This is a genomic window from Bradyrhizobium paxllaeri (assembly GCF_001693515.2).
In the GTDB taxonomy this organism is placed as follows: Bacteria; Pseudomonadota; Alphaproteobacteria; order Rhizobiales; family Xanthobacteraceae; genus Bradyrhizobium; species Bradyrhizobium paxllaeri.
Genome location: NZ_CP042968.1, coordinates 953,864 through 974,852 on the forward strand (window position 1 = coordinate 953,864; position 20,989 = coordinate 974,852).

Sequence of the window (20,989 nt, forward strand, 5' to 3'; positions counted from 1 at the left end):
CCATCCCGCAGATCGCTGCGCTCATGCGGGCTACTCGCTGTCACCGTAATCGGCATTCGCGCCAAGCTGCTCAGCGACGGCGGCCCGACCATGTGGGAATCCATCTCGGCTCGAAACCGAAGCGTCGAACCGGCCGAAGCGTAGGCGAACGGCTGCAGGCGGCCTATGGGAAGGTGATGGCGAAGAGGGCCAAAGGCTGACGGCAGCGAGGCGCAACCCGCGATTGCCTGACGAACGTCGCGGGACAAGCGGCCTCATGCCTACGCAAAAACGGCAACTGCCCCCTTCACAGGAAAGCTATTGAGCCGCCGTCACCCGCAACGATTTCCTCAAAGCCCGTTCGGGGCTCGATTCCGGATCCGCGATCGGGCGGCGGTAGGTCGCGATGCGGCGCAGCCAGCCGACCTCGAAGACACGGTTGGAGGGAAGGTTGCGAATCCTCTGCTGCAGGACGAACTGCGCCGCATCGGCGAATTCGGCGCGCACGGCCTTCGGATCGCCGGTCACACCGTTCATCTTGAGCAGCACCTGCTTGAGACCCCAACCCTGCCGCCGCCCGGTCTCCCGGTTCATGGCGGCTTCGTTCGGGTTGGTGCCCTCGCCCTTGAAATTGATGTAGTCGATCAGCGGATAAAAATTCTCCGAGGCACGAACGACGCGCGTGAACTGGATGACGAGATGGTCGCGCTCCGGGCCCTCGGGCGTCGTCTTGAGGATCTTCTCCATCGCGCCTTGCGCCCGCGCCATCATGAATTGCGTCTGCTCCGCCACGGTGTCGAGCAGAAACTGCCTCAACTCATTCATCTGCGGCGAGTGGGCGTTCTTCCTGAACTCGGCCCGGCTGGTCCACGGGTTGGCCGGAATTTGCGTCTGGTCCAGCCAGGCGGGCAAACGCACGTTCTTCTTGCGCATGGATTCGAGCAGGGCCGGGAAGCTCTCCTCGAAAGGCAGCCATTTGCCGACAGGAAACCAGATGAAATGACCGATGCCGAGGGACGCGAATTCCTCGTTCGCATTCCATGACGTGATCGCCTCACGTTTTCCGCCCGTTTCATTCAGCCAGATCTTCTGGCCGATCTTCTTCGCCAGATCGTCCGGCAAGACGAACTGGGGTACAGGTAAATCCTTGGCCTCTAAATTCTTGGCGTCGGGGCCCGATTTCCGGGCTTCCGGCATTTGAACGGCAGCTTCCGGCGCCGGCTTCTGCACCTCATTCTGTCGCAGGACTGTTTCGGGCTCCGGCTTCTGCGTGCGGGAGGCTTGTGCGGCGCCAGGCCCACCCTGGTCTTTTTCGCTATCAGCGGCGCGTGTCGCGGCCGGCGCGGCTGTTTCCGCCCATGCCGTTGGCGTCGCCATGCCGGCGACGATGACACACGAGAGCAGCCATGAGCCGCAAGCAAGCGCCTTCGCGCTGCACTTTCCAGGCTTCGCCTGCCGTGCCGTTCTCCCGCCGCCACCCGCACGCCAGCGGCCAATGAAATCACCGCCCATGTCCATGTTTCCGAAGGCTAGCCTGACGGGAAGGGTCGTACGGACGAACAACACGATGCGTATGGCGAAATCGTGGGGTCATAGCGGCGGCCCGGTGCCGAATTACGGTGACGGTGCTGGAAACTCTCGCCCGCAGTTGAGTGCACTGTTGCTTTAATCCCCGCAACGTGGGCTAGCCAGCGAAGGCGTCCGGTCTCGGCCGCGAAAGCCTTTACAAGACGCTGGCACCGGGCGCCAAGCCGCGTTTCGAAACGATTGCCACCATCATGCGGGCGCTGAATGTCGGATTTTCAGTCGAAAGCAGGTTGCCCGCGCGAGCGAAGAAGGCTCGCAAGTTGACCGCGGCGTAGGTGGCGAGCGAGGCTGCGAAACGCACTCACTTCATCCCTTCCAGCAACTTCCGCGCTTCACCCAACAACGCCCGAATCTGTCGTCGCTCGGCGATCGCATCCCCAGTGAAAAGGCCGTGCTTGCGCGCGTTCCGGTTTGCCCTTGGCGCGCCGGATCCCTGTGCGCCGCCGTGCATGCGGCAGCGCTTTTTGCCGTGCACCGCCGGCGAGCGGCACGCGCCACTGGTGCGGGTGTTGGCGCCACAACGCGGGCTCGCCAGCATCGGGCCGGTATTTCTGATGTGATCGCTCATGCCTATGCTTCCCGCTTGGAACAGACGGAATCGCGCTTTCGCCTGGAGCCCGCGGCCTTCGGCGCCTTCCGCGCCGCGGATGCCGGGTTCTTGTCCGACACGATCACGTTCGCATGTTGCGTGACGTTGCCGACGATGGCCTTGCCGCCGTCGCCCACCGACACGTTCTGCACGGTGATGGCGGGCTCGCCATGGCTTCGGTAGCGGTTGAGCGCGTCGATCTGGGCGGGAAACGTGCGGGCGAGCCTGCCCAAGGCGCGCGCGGCGCTGTCGTGCTGGGCGAGATCGTCCGCATTCGCAAGGTGATGGGCGCATCGCATCGCCATCACATGAACCGAAACCATCTGCGCCACCAGCATGGCCTCGACGGAATCCCGCGGCCGAATGCTCTTCACCATCGAAATCATGAAGGAGAGGTTGACCTCGTCGGGACTCTCGCCGCTCACGCTGGCCTTTACCAGTTGCCTGAGAATGCCATGCATCGCTTCGCGGTCGGCGACACCCAGTGTATCAGCCATGAGCTGTTCGCCGAGCTCCGGGTCTGGATGGTCGATGGAGAATCCATGCGACAGCAGCTTGATCCGCGGGGTGGCTACCGCTTTGGCTTGGTCGGTTGCGGCGATCGCCGTTGGCGTAGTGATATCAGGAGCGGTGTTCATGTCGATATTCCTTGGGCCACGCGTGGGCGAAGCGCGGTTCGGCCACGCACGCGCGATCGTTCGCTGCGGTGATCCCTGCAATTTCAATGGTGGGTGAGGGCTTTTCAGCCGCAATCGCAACCGACGCGCCCGCTATTGCGGGGCGAGGCGGCGTTTACAGGATTGCGGAATGGTGGAGGAATGCCCCTGATTTGCCCGACGTGTCAAGTTGCTGTTCGAGCGCCAGCGGCCGCCTGCTACTTTGCATGGGGTTGTTTTCGCTTATTTTGGGAGCGCGCATGTCAAGGTTGCCATTGCCCTGTCAGCGAAAATGGACCGGGAAATGGTTGAAGCCTTGCGAAACTGATCCGCGTGCCTGATCTTGCCTGTCGAGACTGGCGCGAGCGCCGAGCCGCGTCGCCACCGCGGCGCGGGTGCGGCGTCATTTGCGATGTGTGCCGGGAGCTGCAATGAGCCGGAAGAATCGCGTTCCGCTTTCCGATCGCGTCGTGACGGCGGCTGAAGCGGCCCTTGCCGCCCAGCACTTCGTGAGCGCCATCGACGTTCTCACAGGGATCGGATGGCTGGACTCTGGCGCGGTGGAGCGTTGGCGCCGCGGGCAGATCGATTGCCTGGAAGAAGTTATCCAGACTGGTCTGCCGGGCATCTCGGAAGCCATGCGGTTGTTCCAGGCTTGGGCGACCGCCAGGGGACTGTTGCCCAGCGAGACGGCATACGTCGACCGTACGGCGCGCCGCCAGATACTGCGCTTCAGTCGAAGCGGAAATCCTGCCATTGAGGCGGCATATCGGACACACTGGGTCTCGCCCGAGCTTTCCGAGAAAAAGCGCGAGCGCATGGCAACAAAGGCAAGCCGCGCTCTCGAGCTGGTAGTAATCCAGCCATTGAGTACGGAATGGACATGCCATCGGTGCGGCGGCACCGGAGATCTGCTAATGATGGAGAAGCCCGGCCCGGCATGTCTGCGCTGCGTCGGTCTCGATGATCTCGCGTATCTGCCGGCGGGAAATGCCCTCCTCACGCGGCGCGCCAAAGCGAACAGCACCCGACATGCTGTCGTCGTGCGCTTTAGCAGGACGCGTCGTCGTTACGAACGACAGGGCTTGATGGTCGAGCCCCAAGCCTTGGCAGACGCGCAGCGAGATCGTGAGGCGCGGTGACGGTTCGCGTGCGCCCTAATCCCTGTCCCCCGCCTGCCTCAACTTGAAATGTCCGAACGCCGTCGCGATCGGCTTTGATGCATCCTCCTGCCACGCCTGCGCCTGGAAGGCGACGATGCGCTGGCCCTGCCTGACGATCGAGACATTCGCGAAGCTGTCCAGCGCCCGTCCCGAACGCAGATAGTTGATGGTCAGACCGATCGGCTTGGGCGGCGTTGCAATGCCGAGTTCGCGCGCCACACCGACGATCGCCGTCGTCTCCAGGAAGGCGCCGGTGATGCCGCCGTGGATGGCTGGCAGCACCGGATTGCCGATGATCCTCGGCGAGAAGGGCATGTGCAACACGCCGTCCTCGGCGACGCGGATGCCGAGGCAGCGGGCGAACGGGCTCTTGGCGAATGCGCCTGAAACGTCTTCCGGTGCGTCGAGGACCGGCACCTCGTACGCCTCCCTGTCCTGCAGCATGTTCGTGCGGTTGGCGCCGATCATGAAGCAGGCGGCGGCGGTCGCAACAGGATCCTGTTCGGTTTCCTGATAGGCGGTCGAGCGCACGAAGGCGATCGAACGCGAAACGTGGTAGCAGATCGAATGCGCCTTGATGTCGAGGCCGGGTTTGGCAGGTTTCTGGTAATCGATGCGCAGATCGAGCGTCGCGATCGCGCGGCTGCCGTCGAGCGCGAGCTGGACGGCCATGCCGCAGCTTTCGTCCAGCATGGCGGTGACCACCCCTCCGTGGATCACGCCGGACTCCGTGTCGCCGGCGAAGACGGATTGGTAGGGCAGGCTGGACCAGGCTTCGCCGCGCTCGGCACGATCGATGCGAAGCCCGCTGGCGCGGCCATAGGTAGACCGGCGTTCCGCGATCGCTTTCGCGAGCTGTTCGAACGGCAGCGGTTGCCCATCATAAGTCGAGATTTCAGACATGCCGGAAGTTTAGCACGTCGCGGCGATGAATGGTGCAGCAATACGCATGAGGTGCCGGCATTGCCGGAGGTGGTTGTCGGTCCGAAAATCTGCCTCTGGACGCGAAGTCGCCCTCTTGTGGCCCGCCGACATGCGTTGCGGACCTGCGTGCGGCCGGGGAAATTGGGTGCGCTTAAGGCCGCAAAACTTCTTGAGTGCGATCATCACCTTTGGGCGTATCGCGATCCGCTACCGCCGCTCGGCTTGAGCGTGACCTCGATGATCGCTCGATGCACTCAATGTCTTCTCGCAATTTCTTCAGCTCGAAATACGCTTTGATGAAGTTGAGATCTGCTGAAGTAGCCGCGGCGGGATGTTTGCGCATTTCAATCACTCGCTTTTTCCAGGAATTAATAACAAGAATCGATAAATCGTCGCACCTGCGCTCGAAAAACGGAGCGTGCGGACTCGTGGAGGTTAAGCCCCCATGGCCCTCGACGAGTCCGCAACGACCGCGCCGCTTTAACTACCCCCGCAGGCACACTTGCTGATGTTGGCCGCAGAGTCTGTAGCGCGGCGAACACAACAACACTGAACTCGCCGATGTGGCAACGAAGTTACAGTTATTCACGCTGTGGGCCGCTTCCAAAATCTCCCGTCCCGCTCTTGGCGAGGCGATGCTGCAATCTCGGCGATCGATCTGGAGAGGAGGCCTTTGCGATGAATGCCAAGGATATGGAGCAATACGCGCATGATGCGCCGGCGTCAGCGGAGGTAGTCGTCGGTCCGAAAATCTGCCTCTATTGAAGTCGAGGGCGGCTCGTATGTGGGCGGGGCAGATACCTGCGGAGCTGTTGCCGGGCCTTGCCGGACCGGCCTCTTTACGTGCGGGAGTGGCGATATGGGCGGCTTGATGATCAGTGGCGGCCGGGTGGTGGATCCGGCGAGCGGGATGGATGCCATTGGCGATGTGGCGGTACTGGATGGCCGGATCTCGGCCGTCGGCACCGGGCTCGGCAGCGCCGAGCGGGTGATCGACGCGACCGGCCTGGTGGTGGCTCCGGGCTTCATCGACCTGCATGCGCACGGCCAGTCGATCCCGGCCGACCGCATGCAGGCGTTCGACGGGGTGACGACGACGCTCGACCTCGAAGCCGGAGTATTGCCGGTCGCATCCTGGTATCGGCGGCAGGCCGATAAGGGACGCGTGCTGAACTACGGCGCCGCAGCCAACTGGGCGTTCGCGCGCATCGGCGCGATGACCGGCTCCAACACGGAGAGCTCGCTGGAGGCGTTCGGCAATGCGATGCGCGATCGCCGCTGGATCGACAACGTGGCCAGCGACACCGAGGTGGCCGGCATCCTCGACCGCCTGGAGATTGGCCTGAACGAGGGCGGCATCGGCATCGGTATCCTCAACGCCTATGCCCCGGGTGCCGGCGTACAGGAGCTTACCGCCGTGTGCCAACTGGCGGCGAGGCATGATGTCGCGACCTTCACCCACGTCGCCTACATGTCCCGCATCGACCCGGAAAGCGCGGCCGAGGCCTATATCCGCCTGATCGGCTATGCCGGCGCCACCGGCGCGCACATGCACATCTGCCACTTCAACTCTTCCAGCAAGACGGACGTCGAGCGTTGCGCCGTGCTGGTGGCCAGGGCGCAGGCGCAGGGCCTGCCGATCACGGTGGAGGCCTATCCATACGGCACCGGTTCGACGGTGCTGGCGGCAGCGTTCTTCAGCGACCCCGAATTCGTGGAGCGCAACGGCACCGGCTACGATTCGGTGCAGCGGGTGACCGACGGACGGCGCTTCCGCGATCGCAAGGAATTGCTGGCGGCGCAGGCGGAGGAGCCCTCCACGTTGGTGCTGTGGCACATCCTGGATACCGAGAACAATCCGCATCATCGCGACCTCCTTGATATATCGGTGCTGTATCCGGGCGGCGCGATCGCCTCCGACGCGATGCCCTGGACACTGTCGGACGGAAGCGTCTACACCGGCGACGCCTGGCCGCTGCCTGATGACGCCACCTCGCATCCGCGTTCGGCGGGCTGCTTCACCCGCTTCATCCGCGAGTGGGTGCGTGAGCGCCGGGCGGTGTCGCTGCTCGAGGGCATCCGCAAATGCGCCCTGATCCCGGCGGAGATCCTTTCCCACAGCACGCCGGCCATGCGTGCCAAGGGAAGGCTGCAGGTGGGCGCGGATGCCGACATTGTCGTGTTCGATTTCGATGCGCTGACCGACCGCGCGACGTTCTCGGCGATGAACCGCCCGTCAGAAGGCGTGCGGCATCTGGTGGTGAGCGGCGAGCCGTTGATCACAGATGGTGTGCTGGATGTGGCGGCGCGGCCCGGCCGGCCGGTGCGCCGGCCTGTTGCCCAAGCTTGACGGACGGAGGCTGATCGTGCCGGTCCCGGTCCTGCTGATCACCGGCTTCCTCGGGGCGGGCAAGACCACGGTCGTGAACCATCTGCTGGCGCATGCAGCGGGGCGGCGGATCGCTGCCGTGGTCAACGATTTCGGCGCTGTTAACATCGATGCGGAGCTGATCGCGGGCGCCAGCGACGGGGTGGTCAGCCTGAGCAATGGCTGCATCTGCTGCTCGCTGGAAGGCGATCTCCTGCGCACGCTCGCCACGCTGCTGCGGCGCGATCCGCGGCCGGAGTACATCGTGATCGAAACCAGCGGGGTCGCCGATCCCGCTGATATCGTGCGCAACCTGATGGATCCCGTGATCTGGCGGGAGGCGCCGCTGGAGACGGTGCTGTGCGTGGTCGACGCGACGACAACGCCGGAGACGTTGAACGGCGATGCGCTATTGCGGTCACAGCTCCGGGCGGCAGACGTGGTCGCGCTGAGCAAAGTAGACTTGGTAGACGCGGCGCGTCGCGCGCAACTGTGCAAGGCCATTCGCGTACTGCATCCGGCGGCGGTGGTGGTCGATGCCCTGCATGGCGAAGTCCCCGCAGCGCTGCTGTTCCCTGTCGACGTGGACCGCGTGCCGGCGCTGCGCGAAGCAGGGCCTCGACGGCCAACGACGGACCGGTTCGAGACGCTGAGCTGGACATCGGAACAGCCGGTGTCGCTCCCCCGATTGCAGCAAGCGATCGGCCGACTGGCGCCGAAGCTCGCCCGCGCAAAGGGATTGTTCGAGACGCTGGAGCAGCCCGGGCGGTTGATGGTGTTTCAGCTCGCTGGCGGACGCGCAACGCTGGCGCCGGGCGGGGTGCCGGCGGCCGGGGCGCCGCGGGCACGGATCGTATTCATTGCCGAGCTCGGAGTTCTTTCGATCGCCGAGATCGACAGGATCATGCAAGAGTGCATCGAAGCTGAATGAAGTGAGCGGGGCCGATCCGTCCAAGGCATCGCGAGCCATTCACGCAGCCGGTCGGAAATGTCCGGGCGGATGTTTGGTATCGCGCCGGATCAGCCGGCGCAGCGTGGAAGGCTCCGCATATCCGACCCTCCGCGCGATCTCTTCGACGGATAGCCGCGTGGTCTCCAGCAGCAATCGCGCGGTCTCCAGCCTGATTCGCTGGACGAACTGAATCGGTGAAACGCCGCAGGTCGCCGCCATTCGCCGGGCAAATGTCCGCGGCGCCAGCGCGACGGATGCGGCGAGTTCCTCCATCGCAAAGTCGCGCGCGATGTTGTCACGCACCCATTGCTCGGCCTTGGCGATTTTGGGGTCCTGGCCCGCCAGATAGGTCATCGCCATGAAGGGCGCCTGGGAGCGCCGCTCATCCAGCAGCAGAAAGTTGGCGCAGGCTTTTGCTAAGCGCGGTCCGGCGAACCGGCTGACGACCGCGAGCATCAGGTCCATCTGCGCCATGGCCGCGCCGGCCGTCGCGATCGGCCAATCGGCGACGACCATCTGCTCCGTCATGAGTTCGACGCGGGGATAGCGCTGGCGAAACAGCGGCGCGAACCACCACGTCGTGGTCGCCCGCCGGCCATCGAGCAACCCCGTCTCCGCCAGCAGGAAGGTGCTGGCACAGGGCGCGGCGAGCATGGCGCCGTTGCTGAACGCGCGGGTGAGCATGTCGCCCGCACGCCGGCACGCCGGGCTTTTCAACTTGCTCTCCAGCTCGTCCGCCGACGGAGTGCCGAGACCGGGGACGATCACGAGTTCTATCCCTCGCAGATTGACGTCGCTTCGGCGGGAGCCGCAACGCACGGTCGTCACCTTGAAAGGCGGAGCACGCTTCGCAGCACTGATCCGGTTGGCGGTCGCCATGACGTCGTGGGCGATGGCGGCGCTTGAGGCCATGCATCCCTCGATCTCGATAACCGCGACTTTGGTCATGTCAAAAAATGCCTGATAAATGTCATTTTCGACACTAGCCCGCCGGCCGCGAAATCGCAACGATGTCCGCCAGACTACCGATCAGGGAATTGCGCCGATGCCGAAACGGTCCATGAAGCAGGACGATCCGCTCGAGGATTTCACGCGCCGCGACATCGCGCTCGACGATGTCACCAAGGCCGTCTATGTCGCCGGCACGGGACCTGCCGTCATCGTGATGACGGAGATGCCGGGCATCAGCCCGCACGTCGCGCGGTTTGCCCGCTGGGTTCGCGATGCCGGCTTTACCGTCTACATGCCGTCGCTGTTCGGCCGCGACGGCGCCGTTCCGGGTGCGGAGGAGGGCGCCGCGGTCTTTCAGCGCGCCTGTGTGAGCGCCGAGTTTCGCGCTCTGTCCTCCAACCAATCCAGCCCGGTGACGAAGTGGCTGCGGTCGCTGGCGCGGTTTGCGCATGGCGCGTGCGGCGGTCCCGGCGTCGGCGCCATCGGGATGTGTTTTACCGGAAATTTTGCGCTGACCATGATGCTTGAGCCGTCGATGCTGGCGCCGGTGCTCTCGCAGCCGTCGCTGCCGATGAACGATCCGGCCGGCATTGAAATCGCGCCCGACGAAGTCAGGGCGGTGCGCGAGCGGCTCGAACGGGAAGATCTGACAGTCATGGCCTATCGCTTCGAGGGCGACAAGTTCTGCATGGCGCAGCGCTTCGCGGCCTACACAGAAGCGCTCGGTGACCGCTTTATCGGCCGGGTGCTTCCGGACAGCGCGGCGAATACCGATCTGGCGCCGTTCTTCGCGCGCCACGTGACGACGCCGCACAGTGTCGTCACCGCGCATCTGATCGACGAGGCCGGCCAGCCGACCATCGCCGCGCGTGACGAGATCCTGGCGTTCTTCAGGCATAGGCTCGCAACGCCGCGAGGCGAGCGCAAATCATAGGTTCGAGTGCGGGATCAATCAGGTGTGCTTGTCGAGGCGGCGCTTCAGCAAGGTCAGATGTTGCAGCAGGTCCGATTGCGCGACGGGCGACAGCTCGCCGATCAGGGCAATCACCCATTCCTCGTGCCGGCGCGCCATCCGGCCGAATTCCCTGGCGCCTTCCTGCGACAGGCGCAAACGGAAGGTACGGCGGTCCTCGGAATCGACCTCGCGATGGATCAAGCCGTCGGCTTCCAGCTTCTGCACCAGTGCGGTGATGGCGCCGTTCGAAACCATCAGGAGTTCGGAGACCTCCGACATGGTCGCGCCTTCGGGCTTGCGTGTGAGCTGCGCGAGCAGGTCGAAGCGGGCCAGCGTGGTGTTGAACTCCTTGCGCAGCCGCGCGTTCAGCGCCTTCTCGATCCGGGTAGCGCAGGACAGCAGCCGCAGCCAGATGCGCAGTTCGAGATGCGCGCCGTCGGATTCGTGCGCCGGCTCGACCGGCCGCAAGGGCTGAACGCGCGCGCCCTTCGCGGACCGGGCCTTTCGTTTGACTGTGGCATCCATGGTTGTGATCTCAGATGGAAATCGATCCGATGCTGGCTCCGCCGCAGACATAAAGGGTTTGTCCGGTGATGAAGTTGGCATCCGGTGAACTGAAGAAACTGACGGCACGCGCGACGTCGCCGGACTCGCCGAGACGGCCGACCGGGATAGATTGCGCGAGCTTTTTTGCGCGCTCGGAGTCCGGCGACATCACGCTTTCGAACATCTCGGTGTCCGCAATCGGGCCGGGGGCCACGACGTTGACGGTGATGCCGTATGGAGCAAGCTCCAGCGCCCAGGTCCGCGCCATGCCGATGATGCCTGCCTTGGTCGCCGAATAGACAGTGCGTGTGGTGGCTCCCAGTGCGGCGCGGGAGGACAGCAGCACAATGCGGCCGAAGCGGGCCAGCTTCATGCTCGGCAGCGCCGCCTGCACCAGCGCAATCCCTGTCCCGAAATGCAGTTGCGCCAATGCGCCGACATCCTCGTCAACAACCTCTTCCAGCAGCTTCGCGCGGATCGCGCCAGCATTATGTACGACATGGGTGATCGCAGCCTTCGCCGCGATTTCCGACGCCACCTGCCGCGTCGCCGCCGCATCGAGCAAATCGACTTCGTACGACATGAATTGGGGGTGGCTCCAGTCGGGTTTGCGCCGTGACAGCGAGATCACGTCGTAGCCGTCGGCGAGGAAGCCGCGGGCGATCGCAGCACCAATGCCGGTATTGCCGCCGCTGACGATTGCCGTGTAGGGGAGCGCGGGCATCTCACCTCACATGAAGAGCTGGATGTTGCCGAAGGCAGCATCGCAATTGATCAGGTCGACGCGCTTGAGCTTGATCTTCAGCTTGCCGTTCTCGACGCTGAGATGATGCGTGGCCCAGGCGGCATAGAGCGTCTGCTCCTCCAGGCGGGTCTCGACATAGTGCATCGGGGTCCAGGTGACGTAGCTGTTGGCGGCAGCGTCGCGTGAATCCACCTGCGGCGTCTGCAGCACGTGATGGCAGCGGCTCTTCGGCTTCTGGCTGAAGGTGCGCGCGCCCTTGAGCCGCTCGACCCGGATCGAGAGCAGCAGCTTGTCCTCGTACATCAGCGAGCAGGTCAGCCGCGGGTCGGTCTGATTCCATTCCAGCGGCATCCAGTAGAAGGCGTCGTCGGCGTAGAGATCGAGCCATTCGTCGAAACGCTGCTGATCGATCAGTCGCGCCTCGCGAACCACGAAGTCGATCAATTCCTGGTCGGTTGGCACTGCATTCTTCAGGGGAGCTTCAGCGACCATGGTCATGTCACATCCCCATCGTCATGAATTTGGTCCAGGCCCGGAACTGGTGGCGCATCGGCCACTCGCTGGTGCCGTTGACCGCCACATTCGTCTGACCGGCTTCATCGGGACTGTAGAGGCGCTGGAGGTTGACCCACTCATTGGCATTCGAATGCAGGCCCTCCTGCGCGCGTTCGTACATTTCGAGATCGTCATGGCCGACAATGGAGGTCGGCGCATTGATCAGCCGGTTGTACATCAGCGTGCGCTCCAGCAGCATGTCCGGCGCATCGACGAGCTGGAAGGTCCAGGATTCGACCAGCGTCTTGTTGGCCGCGATCGGCTTGAAATGCCGCAGCAACTGGATCGGCCCCTTGATCATGATGTTGGGGAAATAGACGGTGTTGTGCCGGTTTTCGCCGAGGATCGCCTTGGCGCGTTCCTCGCCATAGGCCGCCGTCATCTTCTCGAAATAGCCCGGTATTGCCGAATAGTCGGAATGGATCGAGTGGTGCACGCCGGTGTGGCCGTGGCCGTTGTCCCAGATCCGGATGCCCATGTTCTCGAAGAACTCGTACGGGCTCATGAAGGGCGCGATGATCTCGACGGCCATCGGCTTCTTGGTGCCGGGCGGCGCCTTCTTCCAGACTTCGACCACGGTGCCGGCGGAGGATTCGTGCGCCACCATCGGATGGCAGGTGTCGGTCTGGTTCTCGACCAGCATCTTCCAATTGCAATTGTGCATGTAGCGCAGGACGCCGCCGGCGACCTTGAGCTGGCCGACCGGCGAACGGTCGATCATGTTGTCGAAGCTCGACAGGCTTTCGCCGAAGAACTCCTCGAAATCGAGGCCGCCATCGTTGATCTTGGCGAACACGAAGCCGCGATAGTTTCTGATATGGCGCACCGGCGCCATTCCGGTTGCGGCGTGGCTCTGCTCGAATCCGGTGTTCTCGTAGCCCTTCTTCAGGGGGATCGCGAGCAGCGAGCCGTCGGTCTTGAAGCTCCAGGCATGATAGGGGCAGCGGAAGAATTTTCCGGTGTTGCCGCAGGTCTCGGAGGTGATGCGCGTGCCCTTGTGGGGGCAGCGGTTGTGCAGCACCTTCACCGTGCCGTCGGTGTGGCGAACCAGCAGGATCGGTTGCGTGCCGATCGTGGTGCCGTAATAGTCGCCCGCGTTGGGGACCTGGCTGTCGTGGCCGACATAGACCCAGCTGTTCGGGAACATGTGCTCCATCTCGAGCTGGAACACCTCCTCGCTGACATAGACGTCGCGGTGAACCTCCTGGTCGCGGACCAGGGCGCGGAGCGCCGCGGCATTGCCGGCGTATCGGGTCATGCGTTCCTCCTTCACAGGTCGAGCACGAGTCGCTTGGTCTTCGCGCGCGAAATACAGATCTGCATCACCTTGTTCGACGCTTTCTCGCTGTCGCTCAGGATGTAGTCGCGATGATCGGGGATGCCCTCGATGACAGTGGTCTGGCAGATGCCGCAATCGCCGCGCTTGCAGTCATGGATCGGGTCTTCGCCGGCCTGGAGCAGCACGTCGAGGATGGTCTTGCCGGCTGGAATTTCGTAGACGCGGCCGCTGCTCTTGAGCTCGACCTCGAAACTGGCGTCGCCGGATTTTTCTTCCGGCGCGCTGAAGATTTCGAAATGCAGTCGTCCCTGCGGCCAGTTCATCCGTTTCGCCAGTGCGATGGCGGCTTCGATCATCGGCAGCGGGCCGCAGAGATAGAGCGGCACCTCGGGCGCGAGCCGGTTCATCAGGCCTTCGAGATCGAAGAAGCCGCCGGCTTCCTCGTCGGCATGGATGATCGCGCTCGCGCCGGTCAGCCGCTCGATCTCGCCGAGAAAGGCGAGTTCGCTGCGGCTGCGGCCGGCGTAATAGAACGAGAACGGCCGTTTCGCCGCACTTAGTTCGCAGGCCATGGTGAGCAGCGGCGTCACGCCGATGCCGCCCGCGACTAGTACGACCTCGCCGACGCTCGCATGAAGCGGAAAATTGTTCGCCGGCGGCGAAATCGTCAGGCGGTCGCCGACCTTGAGGCCGTGCATGAAGGTGGAGCCGCCGTGGCTCTTGCTTTCCTGCAGCACGGCGATGCGATAGGCGGTCGGATGTTCGGTCGCGCGGGGCGATGCGGTCTCGATCAGCGAATAGGAGCGCCGGCCGACATCAGGCAGGTGGATGTCGATATGGGCGCCGGCGGCCCAGCCCGGCATCGGCGCGCCATTGGCGCGCGCCAGCACGAATTCACGGATGCGCGGCGTGAGCGCCTCGGCCTTCGACACCACGACTTCGAATTGATCCATCCTCAGGCGTCCTCAAACAGTGTCTCGACGGTCCGCAGCGCGCCGTCGAGCTCGGCGCCGTCGGCGTCCTTCAGCGCGACCTTGATCAGCCGTTGCACCCATTCGGCAGCGTCGGGCCGGCCGGCCAGGCGTTCGGACGCCAGCATGACCTTGTCGAATTTCGATTCGCCGCGCGAATGCGTGTCCGAATAGCCGCCGACGAGACGGCGGGCCTCGCACACGGCGATTGCAAGCGCGATGTCAGTCGCGGCGAACTTCCTGACACGCTGCGCCCATTGATCGAGATGACGCATCTCCCGGACATGCCGCAGCGTACGGCGGCGAAAGCGGCGCAGGCCGGCGACGCCGTACAGCATCAGGAACGCCAACGGCGAGGTCGTGCGCAGTTTGCGTCCGCGATCGATCAGCCGCGCGAGCCGTTCGCTGCGCTCGACCCTTTCGCCGAGACGCGGCGGCAGCAGCCCCGCCATTTCCTCGATCCGCGGATGGAAGAACTCGGTGATGGCGAGAACCTGGTTATCGCCGGCCCGCACCTCGCGGCGCACCCGGTCGAACCGCCCCGCGCGCGTCTTGAGGTCCGCGACGCGGATGACGTCGTCATAGGCCATCGCGACCGCGAGATATTTGGCGAAGGCCTGCATCAACCCGGTGGCCTCGCGCGGCATCGCCTCCAGCCGGGCGAGATATTCGCCGCCATAGGCGACGTCCTGATAGTCGACGACGCGTTGCAGGCCGGCGGCGACGATACCATGCACCTCCGGCGGCAACTGCCGCGCCCGTGCGACCAGCGCGTCGTAATCGGCATGGCCAATCGGTTCGAGACTCGGAAAGCGCTTGGCGAGTGGCGGCTTCGCTGCCGGCTTGATCTTCGGATCCTGCTTGAGCGTGGCGACGGCGCGCTTGCGGCCGGCGGTGAAGGCGCGCAGGCTGGCATCGACTCCGACACCGGCAGCCCGGATCGTTTCTTCGAAATCCTCGGTGGCAAAGGGCAGGGCGCCCGAGCCCGCGAGCGCGCCGAACAGCACCGAGGAGACCACGCTGCCGGTGGCCTCGGCAATCTCGGCCATGTCGAACGCGATGAAGCGGTTGGCCGCAACGTTCGCGGCCTCGTAGACCTGCGACGCATCGGCGGTGCCGTCGCCCGGCGCGGTCTTCTCGATCACCGCCAACGAGCGATGCGAGGAGCCGATCAGCAGCGTGCGATCGGGCGACACCAGCCCCCGCAGGATGGCGCGGCCGGCCTCCATCAATTCGGCGCCGATCACGATGTCGACCTTGCCGGGTGCCGGCATCAGCGACAGCACGGGGTGACGCTCCGGCTTGTTCGCGTCAGGCGCGATCATCTCGATGTAATAGATCGTGGCGCCGGTGCGCTGGGCGACGCCGGGCACGGATGTCGACTGCGCGAACCAGCCGCGCCGCTCGGCGAGCGCCACGATCCAGTCGACCAGCACGCCACCGCCCTGGCCGCCCATCGCCAGCACCGCGACGGTAATGGGCCGTGCCTGGCTGAGTCCGACGGAGGAGGGCGCTACAGAGACGTTCATGCCGCCTCCTGCTCGAACATGACCCGTCGCCCCGCCCGCCAGCGCTGCAATGCGCCGATCATCCGCTGCCAGATACGGTCGAGCCGGGCTTCGAATGCGGTCGGGTTGGAAACGACATCGGCACGGTAGAAGGAGGGGCACAGTACGGCCGCGTCCGCGACCTCGCCGCAATGGCCGCAGCCGACGCAACTATTGTCGACGGCGGCGACCGGATTGTCCTTCAGCGGATCGCTGGTCGGCTTCACCGACAGCGACGGGCAGCCGGACAGGCGGATGCAGGCGTGGTCGCCGGAACAGACGTCCTCGTCGACACCGAAGCGTTCGCGCACGATGCGCTCGCCGCGTTTGGCGGCGGCCGCCACCAGCGGCTTCACGCGCCGCTGCTTGTTCAGCATGCACTCCGACGAGGCGACGATGATCTTCGGTCCCTTTTCCTCCGTCGTCAGCGCCTCGCGCAGCGTGTCGCGCATGCGCGAGACGTCGTAGGTGCGGTCGATCTGGCGCACCCATTTGGCGCCGACGCCCTTCACCGCCTCGACGATGGGATGCTTGGTCGAACGCGAACGATTGTCCGCGCGCGAGGAGGGGATATCCTGGCCGCCGGTTGCGGCGGAATAGTAATTGTCGACCACGACGATGACGCCGTCGTGCTGGTTGAAGACGGCATTGCCGACGCCGCTGGTCAGGCCGTTATGCCAGAAGCCGCCATCGCCCATCATCGAGATCGGGCGCTTGCCTGCGGGCACATTGAAGGCGGAGGCCGACGCCGGGCCGAGCCCGTAGCCCATGGTGGTGGCGCCGATATTGAACGGCGGCAGGATCGAGAACAGATGGCAGCCGATATCGGCGGCGACGTGGTGCGGACCCAGCTCCTTTTCCACCAGCTTCATCGCGGAAAAGATCGGCCGCTCCGGGCAGCCGGTACAGAAGCCCGGCGGCCGCGGCGGCACGACGGTCGCGAGTGCGCGTATCTTCTCATCGACCTCGGTGCGGTCGATGTTCGGTGCGCGCGCGGCATCCGACAAGGCATCGGGGCGCCAGCGGCGGATGAAGGCGCCGATCGCCTCGCCCATCACCTGCGCGGTGTATTCGCCGGCCATCGGAAACAGGTCCTTGCCGTGCAGCTTGGCCGGAATGTCGGCATTGCGCAGGATCTTGTGCAGCGCCTGTTCGATGAATTCGGGCTGGCCTTCCTCGACCATCAGCACGGCTTTCTTGTCGCGGCAGAAGTCGATCACCTCGCGGTCAACGATCGGATAGGTCACGTTCATCACATAGAGCGGCACCCGCGTCTCGCCCCAGATGTCGGCAAGCCCGGCCTCGCGTAGAGCGGTGATGACGCCGTTGTACATGCCGCCCTGCATGATGATGCCGATATCGTCGATATCGCCGTCGAAGGTTTCATTCATGCCGCGCGCGTGGATAAATTCGACCGCGGCGGGCCAGCGGTGCTCGATCTTCTCTTTCTCATGCAGGAACGAGGCCGGCGGCAGCACAATGCGGTTGGTGTCGCGCGACGGCTGATCCAGCGCGCGGGACAACGGAAAGGCGGGGCGGACGTTGTCGCGGGTGGCGAAGCGGCCATGAACATGGCAGGCGCGTATCCGCACCTCCAGCATCACGGGCGTATTCGACGCTTCCGACAGCTCGAAGGAATCGTGCACGGCCTTGACGATCGAGGCCACATTGGGCCGGGGATCGACCAGCCAGAGCTGCGACTTCATCGCAAAGGCGTGCGAACGCTCCTGCATGATGGAGGAGCCTTCGCCGTAATCCTCGCCGATGATGATGAGTGCGCCGCCGGTCACGCCGCCCGACGTGAGGTTGGCAAGCGCGTCGGACGCGACATTGATGCCGACGGGGGCCTTGAAGGTGACCGCGCCACGGACCGGATACATCACCGAGGCGGCCAGCGTTGCCGCAGCGGTAGCCTCGCTCGCGCTGGATTCGAAATGCACGCCGAGGTCGGACAGGATATCCTGTGCGTCCGACAACACGTCCATCAGATGCGAGATCGGCGCGCCCTGGTAGCCGGCGACATAGCTGACGCCGCATTCGAGCAAGGCCTTGGTGATGGCAAGGATGCCTTCGCCGCGAAATTCCTGGCCGGCGCCGAGCTTGAGGTCCTCGACCTCGCGCGCGAAAGAGCGTTCTGCCATGCTCGCCTCCAAGGCCTCGGTCCGGAACTCCGGGACGACCGAATATAATTTTAGACATGAAACAAAAATGATGTCAATCGGGGTTGCAGGTTCAGAGAGCGCAAAAGCGCCGATCGCGCATTTATGTGCAGTTTTCAGCCTGTTTCGTAGGCTTCATGCACAGCTGCCGCGCTTCGGATTGGCGAGCGTCTCGCTTGACAGGATATTTTAGCCATGAAACATTATTGGAGCGCGCTGCCCTGGCGGCGTGCGCCAAGAGCGGCCTTTGCGGGAGACTAGTATGACTCCGGTTTCGCCATTACGCGGGCCGTCGCGCGAACACCTCGCGTGGCCATTCTTCGATTCCCGTCACAGCGAATACGCTGCCGCGCTTGATGCATTTGCAGCCGACCTTGGCGATACCCACGGCCATGACGTCGACGGAACCTGCCGTTCGCTGGTCCGCAAGCTTGGCGCCGCCGGATTGCTGGAGGCGTCCGTTGCGGGCGACCAGCCCGATGCGGTGATCGATTCCCGGCTGATTTGTCTCGCCCGCGAAACGCTGGCCTGGCACAGCGGGCTCGCCGATTTCGCCTTTGCGATGCAGGGGCTCGGCACCGGTGCGGTGGCGATTGCCGGCTCGCCCGAACTGCGCGCGCTGGTGCTGCCGAAGGCGCGGCGCGGCGAATGGGTTGCCGCCTTTGCCCTGTCGGAGAAAGAGGCCGGTTCCGACGTTGCCGCCATGGGCTGCAGCGCGCGGCGCGAAGGCGACCATTACATCCTGGATGGCGAGAAAACCTGGATTTCCAACGGCGGCATCGCCGACGTTTACACGCTGTTCGCGCGAACCGGCGAGGCGCCGGGCGCGCGCGGCATCTCGGCCTTTGTGGTACTGCCCAACGATCCCGGCTTCTCGATTGCCGACCGCATCGACGTGATGGCGCCGCACCCGCTGGCGACGCTGCGCTTCGAAGGTTGCCGGATTCCGGCGGCCCGGCTATTGGGTTCGCCGGGCGAAGGTTTCAAGATCGCGATGCGCACGCTCGATATTTTCCGCGCATCGGTCGCCGCCGCAGCGCTGGGTTTTGCCCGCCGCGCGCTCGATGAGGCCGTGGCGCATGCCCGGACGCGGCGGATGTTCGGTGGCGTGCTGGGCGACCAGCAATTGACGCAGGCTACCCTCGGCGACATGGCCGCCGATGTCGATGCCAGCGCGCTTCTCACCTACCGCGCAGCCTGGCGGCGCGACGTGCAGAAGGCCTCCACGACGCGCGAAGCGGCGATGGCCAAGATGGTTGCGACGGAAGCCGCGCAGGCGGTGATCGACCGCGCCGTGCAGATGTTCGGCGGCCGCGGCGTGCGCTCGGGCGAGATCGTCGAGCAGCTCTATCGCGAAATTCGCGCGTTGCGCATCTATGAAGGCGCGACCGAAGTCCAGAAACTGATCATCGGACGCGACGTCCTGAAGGCGATCTAGCCGCACGGCCGTCCAGTCGCGTCCTGCTATGGGAGTTAGGAAATGTTCCAAGTCTTGCAGCCGCCCGGTTGGGCCAAGCCGAGCGGTTACGCGAACGGCGTCGCCGCCCGCGGCAAGATGATCTTCATCGCCGGCCAGATTGGCTGGAACGAGCAATGCAAGTTCGAGTCGGACGATCTGGTGGATCAGATCGGTCAGACCCTGAGGAATGTCGATGCGGTCGTGCGCGCCGGCGGCGCCGCACCCGAGCACGTCGTGTCGATGACGTGGTTCCTGCTCGACCGCAAGGAATATTCGGCGCGCCTGAAGGAAATCGGCGTGGTCTACCGCGGCGTGATGGGCCGTCACTTTCCGACCATGACGGCGCTGCAGGTTTCGGGGCTGGTCGAGGATCGCGCCAAGGTCGAGATACAGGCGATTGCGATGATACCCGATTAGATGAATTGACAATGTGGCGCCGAGAACGGCGTCAACTCGCAGGAGGGCGAGATGGCAACGAAAGCTCGTGAGAACCACCGGGAAGATGTGGCCGGGCGGGCCAATGTCGAGGATACGCCGGAACTGCTCGCCTATTACGACGAACTTGAAAGGCTGGAGGCAGGCGCCCTTTGGACAGTGGCGAACAAGATCGAGCCCTGGCAGCCCAAATCATCCTCCGTTCCGGTGCTGTGGCGCTATGAGGATCTCCGCGCGCATGTGTTGCGCTCCGTCGAACTGGTGTCGCCGGAGAAGGCCGGACGTCGCGTCATCTATCTGAACAATCCCGGCCGCCGCGACCACGCCGCCGCCGTCGGCTGGCTCTATTCCGGCCTGCAGGTCATGCATCCGGGCGAGGTCGCATCCGCCCACGCCCATTCAGCCTCTGCGCTGCGCTTCATCATGGAAGGCGAGGGCGCCTACACCATCGTCGATGGCCACAAGATGACGCTCGGCGCCAACGATTTCGTGCTGACGCCGAACGGCACCTGGCACGAGCACGGCGTCTCCAGCGACGGCACACCTTGCATTTGGCAGGACGGCCTCGACATTCCCCTGGTCAACACGCTCGAAGCCAACTTCTACGTCGTCCATCCCGATCTGCAGCAGAGCGTCGGCTATCCCGTCGACGACATGACGCACACCTGGGGCAGTCCCGGCCTGCGACCGGCCGGCGCCGAATGGTCCAAGAGATATTCGCCGCTGCTCAAATATGAGTGGGGCCCGACCTACGAGGCGCTGCAGCGCTACGGCAAGGCCACCGACGGTTCGCCGTATGACGGCGTCCTCATGAACTATGTGAATCCCGCGACCGGCGGACCGGTGATGCAGACGATCGGCGCATCGATGCAGATGCTGCGGCCGGGCGAGAGCACCCGCGCGCATCGTCACACCGGAAGCTTCATCTATCAGGTCGCGAAGGGAAGCGGTCACTCGATAATCGACGGCAAGCGCTTCGACTGGAAGGAGCGGGACATCTTCTGCGTGCCGTCCTGGGCCTGGCATGAGCATGTGAATGGCTCAGCCAGCGAGGACGCCTGCCTCTTCACCTTCAATGATCTGCCGGTGATGCAAGCGCTCGGGCTCTACCGCGAGGAAGCCTTTGGCGACAATGGCGGCCGCCAGCCGCTCATATCCTAGGAGAGCAA

19 protein-coding genes and 1 pseudogene are annotated in these 20,989 nt (G+C 64.5%); 8 read left to right on the plus strand and 12 right to left on the minus strand.

What is annotated here, in order from left to right; all coding sequences use genetic code 11:
- Positions 1-297 precede the first annotated feature (297 nt).
- Complete coding sequence (locus LMTR21_RS04470) at positions 298-1,491, minus strand: hypothetical protein (RefSeq protein ID WP_065751021.1); 1,194 nt, start codon at positions 1,489-1,491, stop codon at positions 298-300.
- A gap of 191 nt (positions 1,492-1,682) precedes the next feature.
- On the opposite strand from LMTR21_RS04470, the pseudogene LMTR21_RS41565 reads away from it, so the two are divergent.
- Positions 1,683-1,841 (plus strand): annotated as a pseudogene (locus LMTR21_RS41565) (helix-turn-helix domain-containing transcriptional regulator); the annotation flags it as partial.
- 26 nt (positions 1,842-1,867) lie between these two features.
- Here LMTR21_RS41565 and LMTR21_RS04480 read toward each other — a convergent pair.
- Together LMTR21_RS04480 and LMTR21_RS04485 are read right to left on the minus strand one after the other, a co-directional pair.
- Positions 1,868-2,134 carry an HGGxSTG domain-containing protein gene (locus LMTR21_RS04480; protein ID WP_065750922.1) on the minus strand — a complete coding sequence of 89 codons (267 nt, stop codon included), beginning with the start codon at positions 2,132-2,134 and terminating at the stop codon, positions 1,868-1,870.
- Positions 2,135-2,136: 2 nt separating this feature from the next.
- Entirely contained in the window at positions 2,137-2,793 is a 657-nt protein-coding gene (locus LMTR21_RS04485) for a hypothetical protein (RefSeq protein ID WP_065750923.1), read from the minus strand.
- A 449-nt stretch (positions 2,794-3,242) separates the two neighbouring features.
- Here LMTR21_RS04485 and LMTR21_RS04490 point away from each other — a divergent pair, with 449 nt between their 5' ends.
- Positions 3,243-3,953 (plus strand): hypothetical protein, encoded by a 711-nt coding sequence (locus LMTR21_RS04490; protein WP_065750924.1) that lies wholly within the window; start codon positions 3,243-3,245, stop codon positions 3,951-3,953.
- A gap of 15 nt (positions 3,954-3,968) precedes the next feature.
- On the opposite strand, the gene LMTR21_RS04495 is transcribed toward LMTR21_RS04490, so the two are convergent.
- Positions 3,969-4,877, minus strand: a complete 909-nt coding sequence (locus LMTR21_RS04495; protein ID WP_065750925.1) for a PaaI family thioesterase — start codon at positions 4,875-4,877, stop codon at positions 3,969-3,971.
- Positions 4,878-5,757: 880 nt separating this feature from the next.
- Between LMTR21_RS04495 and LMTR21_RS04505 the strand changes: the two genes are divergently transcribed.
- Together LMTR21_RS04505 and LMTR21_RS04510 are read left to right on the plus strand one after the other, a co-directional pair.
- Positions 5,758-7,248 (plus strand): amidohydrolase family protein, encoded by a 1,491-nt coding sequence (locus tag LMTR21_RS04505; protein WP_065750926.1) that lies wholly within the window; start codon positions 5,758-5,760, stop codon positions 7,246-7,248.
- Between the two features lie 16 nt (positions 7,249-7,264).
- Complete coding sequence (locus LMTR21_RS04510) at positions 7,265-8,197, plus strand: CobW family GTP-binding protein (RefSeq protein ID WP_141688106.1); 933 nt, start codon at positions 7,265-7,267, stop codon at positions 8,195-8,197.
- 39 nt (positions 8,198-8,236) lie between these two features.
- On the opposite strand, the gene LMTR21_RS04515 is transcribed toward LMTR21_RS04510, so the two are convergent.
- Complete coding sequence (locus tag LMTR21_RS04515; RefSeq protein ID WP_065750928.1) at positions 8,237-9,166, minus strand: GlxA family transcriptional regulator; 930 nt, start codon at positions 9,164-9,166, stop codon at positions 8,237-8,239.
- Positions 9,167-9,263: 97 nt separating this feature from the next.
- Between LMTR21_RS04515 and LMTR21_RS04520 the strand changes: the two genes are divergently transcribed.
- Positions 9,264-10,103, plus strand: a complete 840-nt coding sequence (locus LMTR21_RS04520; RefSeq protein WP_065750929.1) for a dienelactone hydrolase family protein — start codon at positions 9,264-9,266, stop codon at positions 10,101-10,103.
- An 18-nt stretch (positions 10,104-10,121) separates the two neighbouring features.
- On the opposite strand, the gene LMTR21_RS04525 is transcribed toward LMTR21_RS04520, so the two are convergent.
- Genes LMTR21_RS04525 through LMTR21_RS04555 form a run of 7 tightly spaced genes read right to left on the minus strand, consistent with a single transcriptional unit; the run spans position 10,122 to position 17,908 of the window.
- Complete coding sequence (locus tag LMTR21_RS04525; protein WP_084030413.1) at positions 10,122-10,649, minus strand: MarR family winged helix-turn-helix transcriptional regulator; 528 nt, start codon at positions 10,647-10,649, stop codon at positions 10,122-10,124.
- A gap of 10 nt (positions 10,650-10,659) precedes the next feature.
- Positions 10,660-11,394 (minus strand): SDR family NAD(P)-dependent oxidoreductase, encoded by a 735-nt coding sequence (locus tag LMTR21_RS04530; RefSeq protein WP_065750930.1) that lies wholly within the window; start codon positions 11,392-11,394, stop codon positions 10,660-10,662.
- Between the two features lie 6 nt (positions 11,395-11,400).
- On the minus strand, positions 11,401-11,913 hold the full coding sequence (locus LMTR21_RS04535) for an aromatic-ring-hydroxylating dioxygenase subunit beta (protein WP_084030414.1): 513 nt from the start codon (positions 11,911-11,913) through the stop codon (positions 11,401-11,403).
- 1 nt (position 11,914) lies between these two features.
- Positions 11,915-13,228 carry an aromatic ring-hydroxylating dioxygenase subunit alpha gene (locus tag LMTR21_RS04540; RefSeq protein WP_065751024.1) on the minus strand — a complete coding sequence of 438 codons (1,314 nt, stop codon included), beginning with the start codon at positions 13,226-13,228 and terminating at the stop codon, positions 11,915-11,917.
- 11 nt (positions 13,229-13,239) lie between these two features.
- Entirely contained in the window at positions 13,240-14,202 is a 963-nt protein-coding gene (locus LMTR21_RS04545; RefSeq protein ID WP_065750931.1) for a PDR/VanB family oxidoreductase, read from the minus strand.
- 2 nt (positions 14,203-14,204) lie between these two features.
- Positions 14,205-15,749: an indolepyruvate oxidoreductase subunit beta family protein gene (locus LMTR21_RS04550; RefSeq protein ID WP_065750932.1), complete on the minus strand. Its 1,545-nt coding sequence runs from the start codon at positions 15,747-15,749 to the stop codon at positions 14,205-14,207.
- Positions 15,746-17,908, minus strand: coding sequence for a thiamine pyrophosphate-dependent enzyme (locus tag LMTR21_RS04555; protein ID WP_065751025.1), 2,163 nt, complete (start codon positions 17,906-17,908; stop codon positions 15,746-15,748). Before LMTR21_RS04555 ends, LMTR21_RS04550 begins: the two co-directional genes overlap by 4 nt.
- A gap of 280 nt (positions 17,909-18,188) precedes the next feature.
- Between LMTR21_RS04555 and LMTR21_RS04560 the strand changes: the two genes are divergently transcribed.
- From LMTR21_RS04560 to LMTR21_RS04570, 3 genes are read left to right on the plus strand one after another with little or no spacing between them, the layout of a single operon-like run.
- On the plus strand, positions 18,189-19,364 hold the full coding sequence (locus tag LMTR21_RS04560; protein WP_065750933.1) for an acyl-CoA dehydrogenase family protein: 1,176 nt from the start codon (positions 18,189-18,191) through the stop codon (positions 19,362-19,364).
- 42 nt (positions 19,365-19,406) lie between these two features.
- The gene (locus LMTR21_RS04565; protein WP_065750934.1) at positions 19,407-19,802 is read left to right on the plus strand and encodes a RidA family protein; all 396 of its coding nucleotides are present in this window, start codon (positions 19,407-19,409) and stop codon (positions 19,800-19,802) included.
- Positions 19,803-19,853: 51 nt separating this feature from the next.
- Positions 19,854-20,981: a cupin domain-containing protein gene (locus LMTR21_RS04570; protein ID WP_065750935.1), complete on the plus strand. Its 1,128-nt coding sequence runs from the start codon at positions 19,854-19,856 to the stop codon at positions 20,979-20,981.
- The last annotated feature ends 8 nt before the right edge of the window (positions 20,982-20,989 follow it).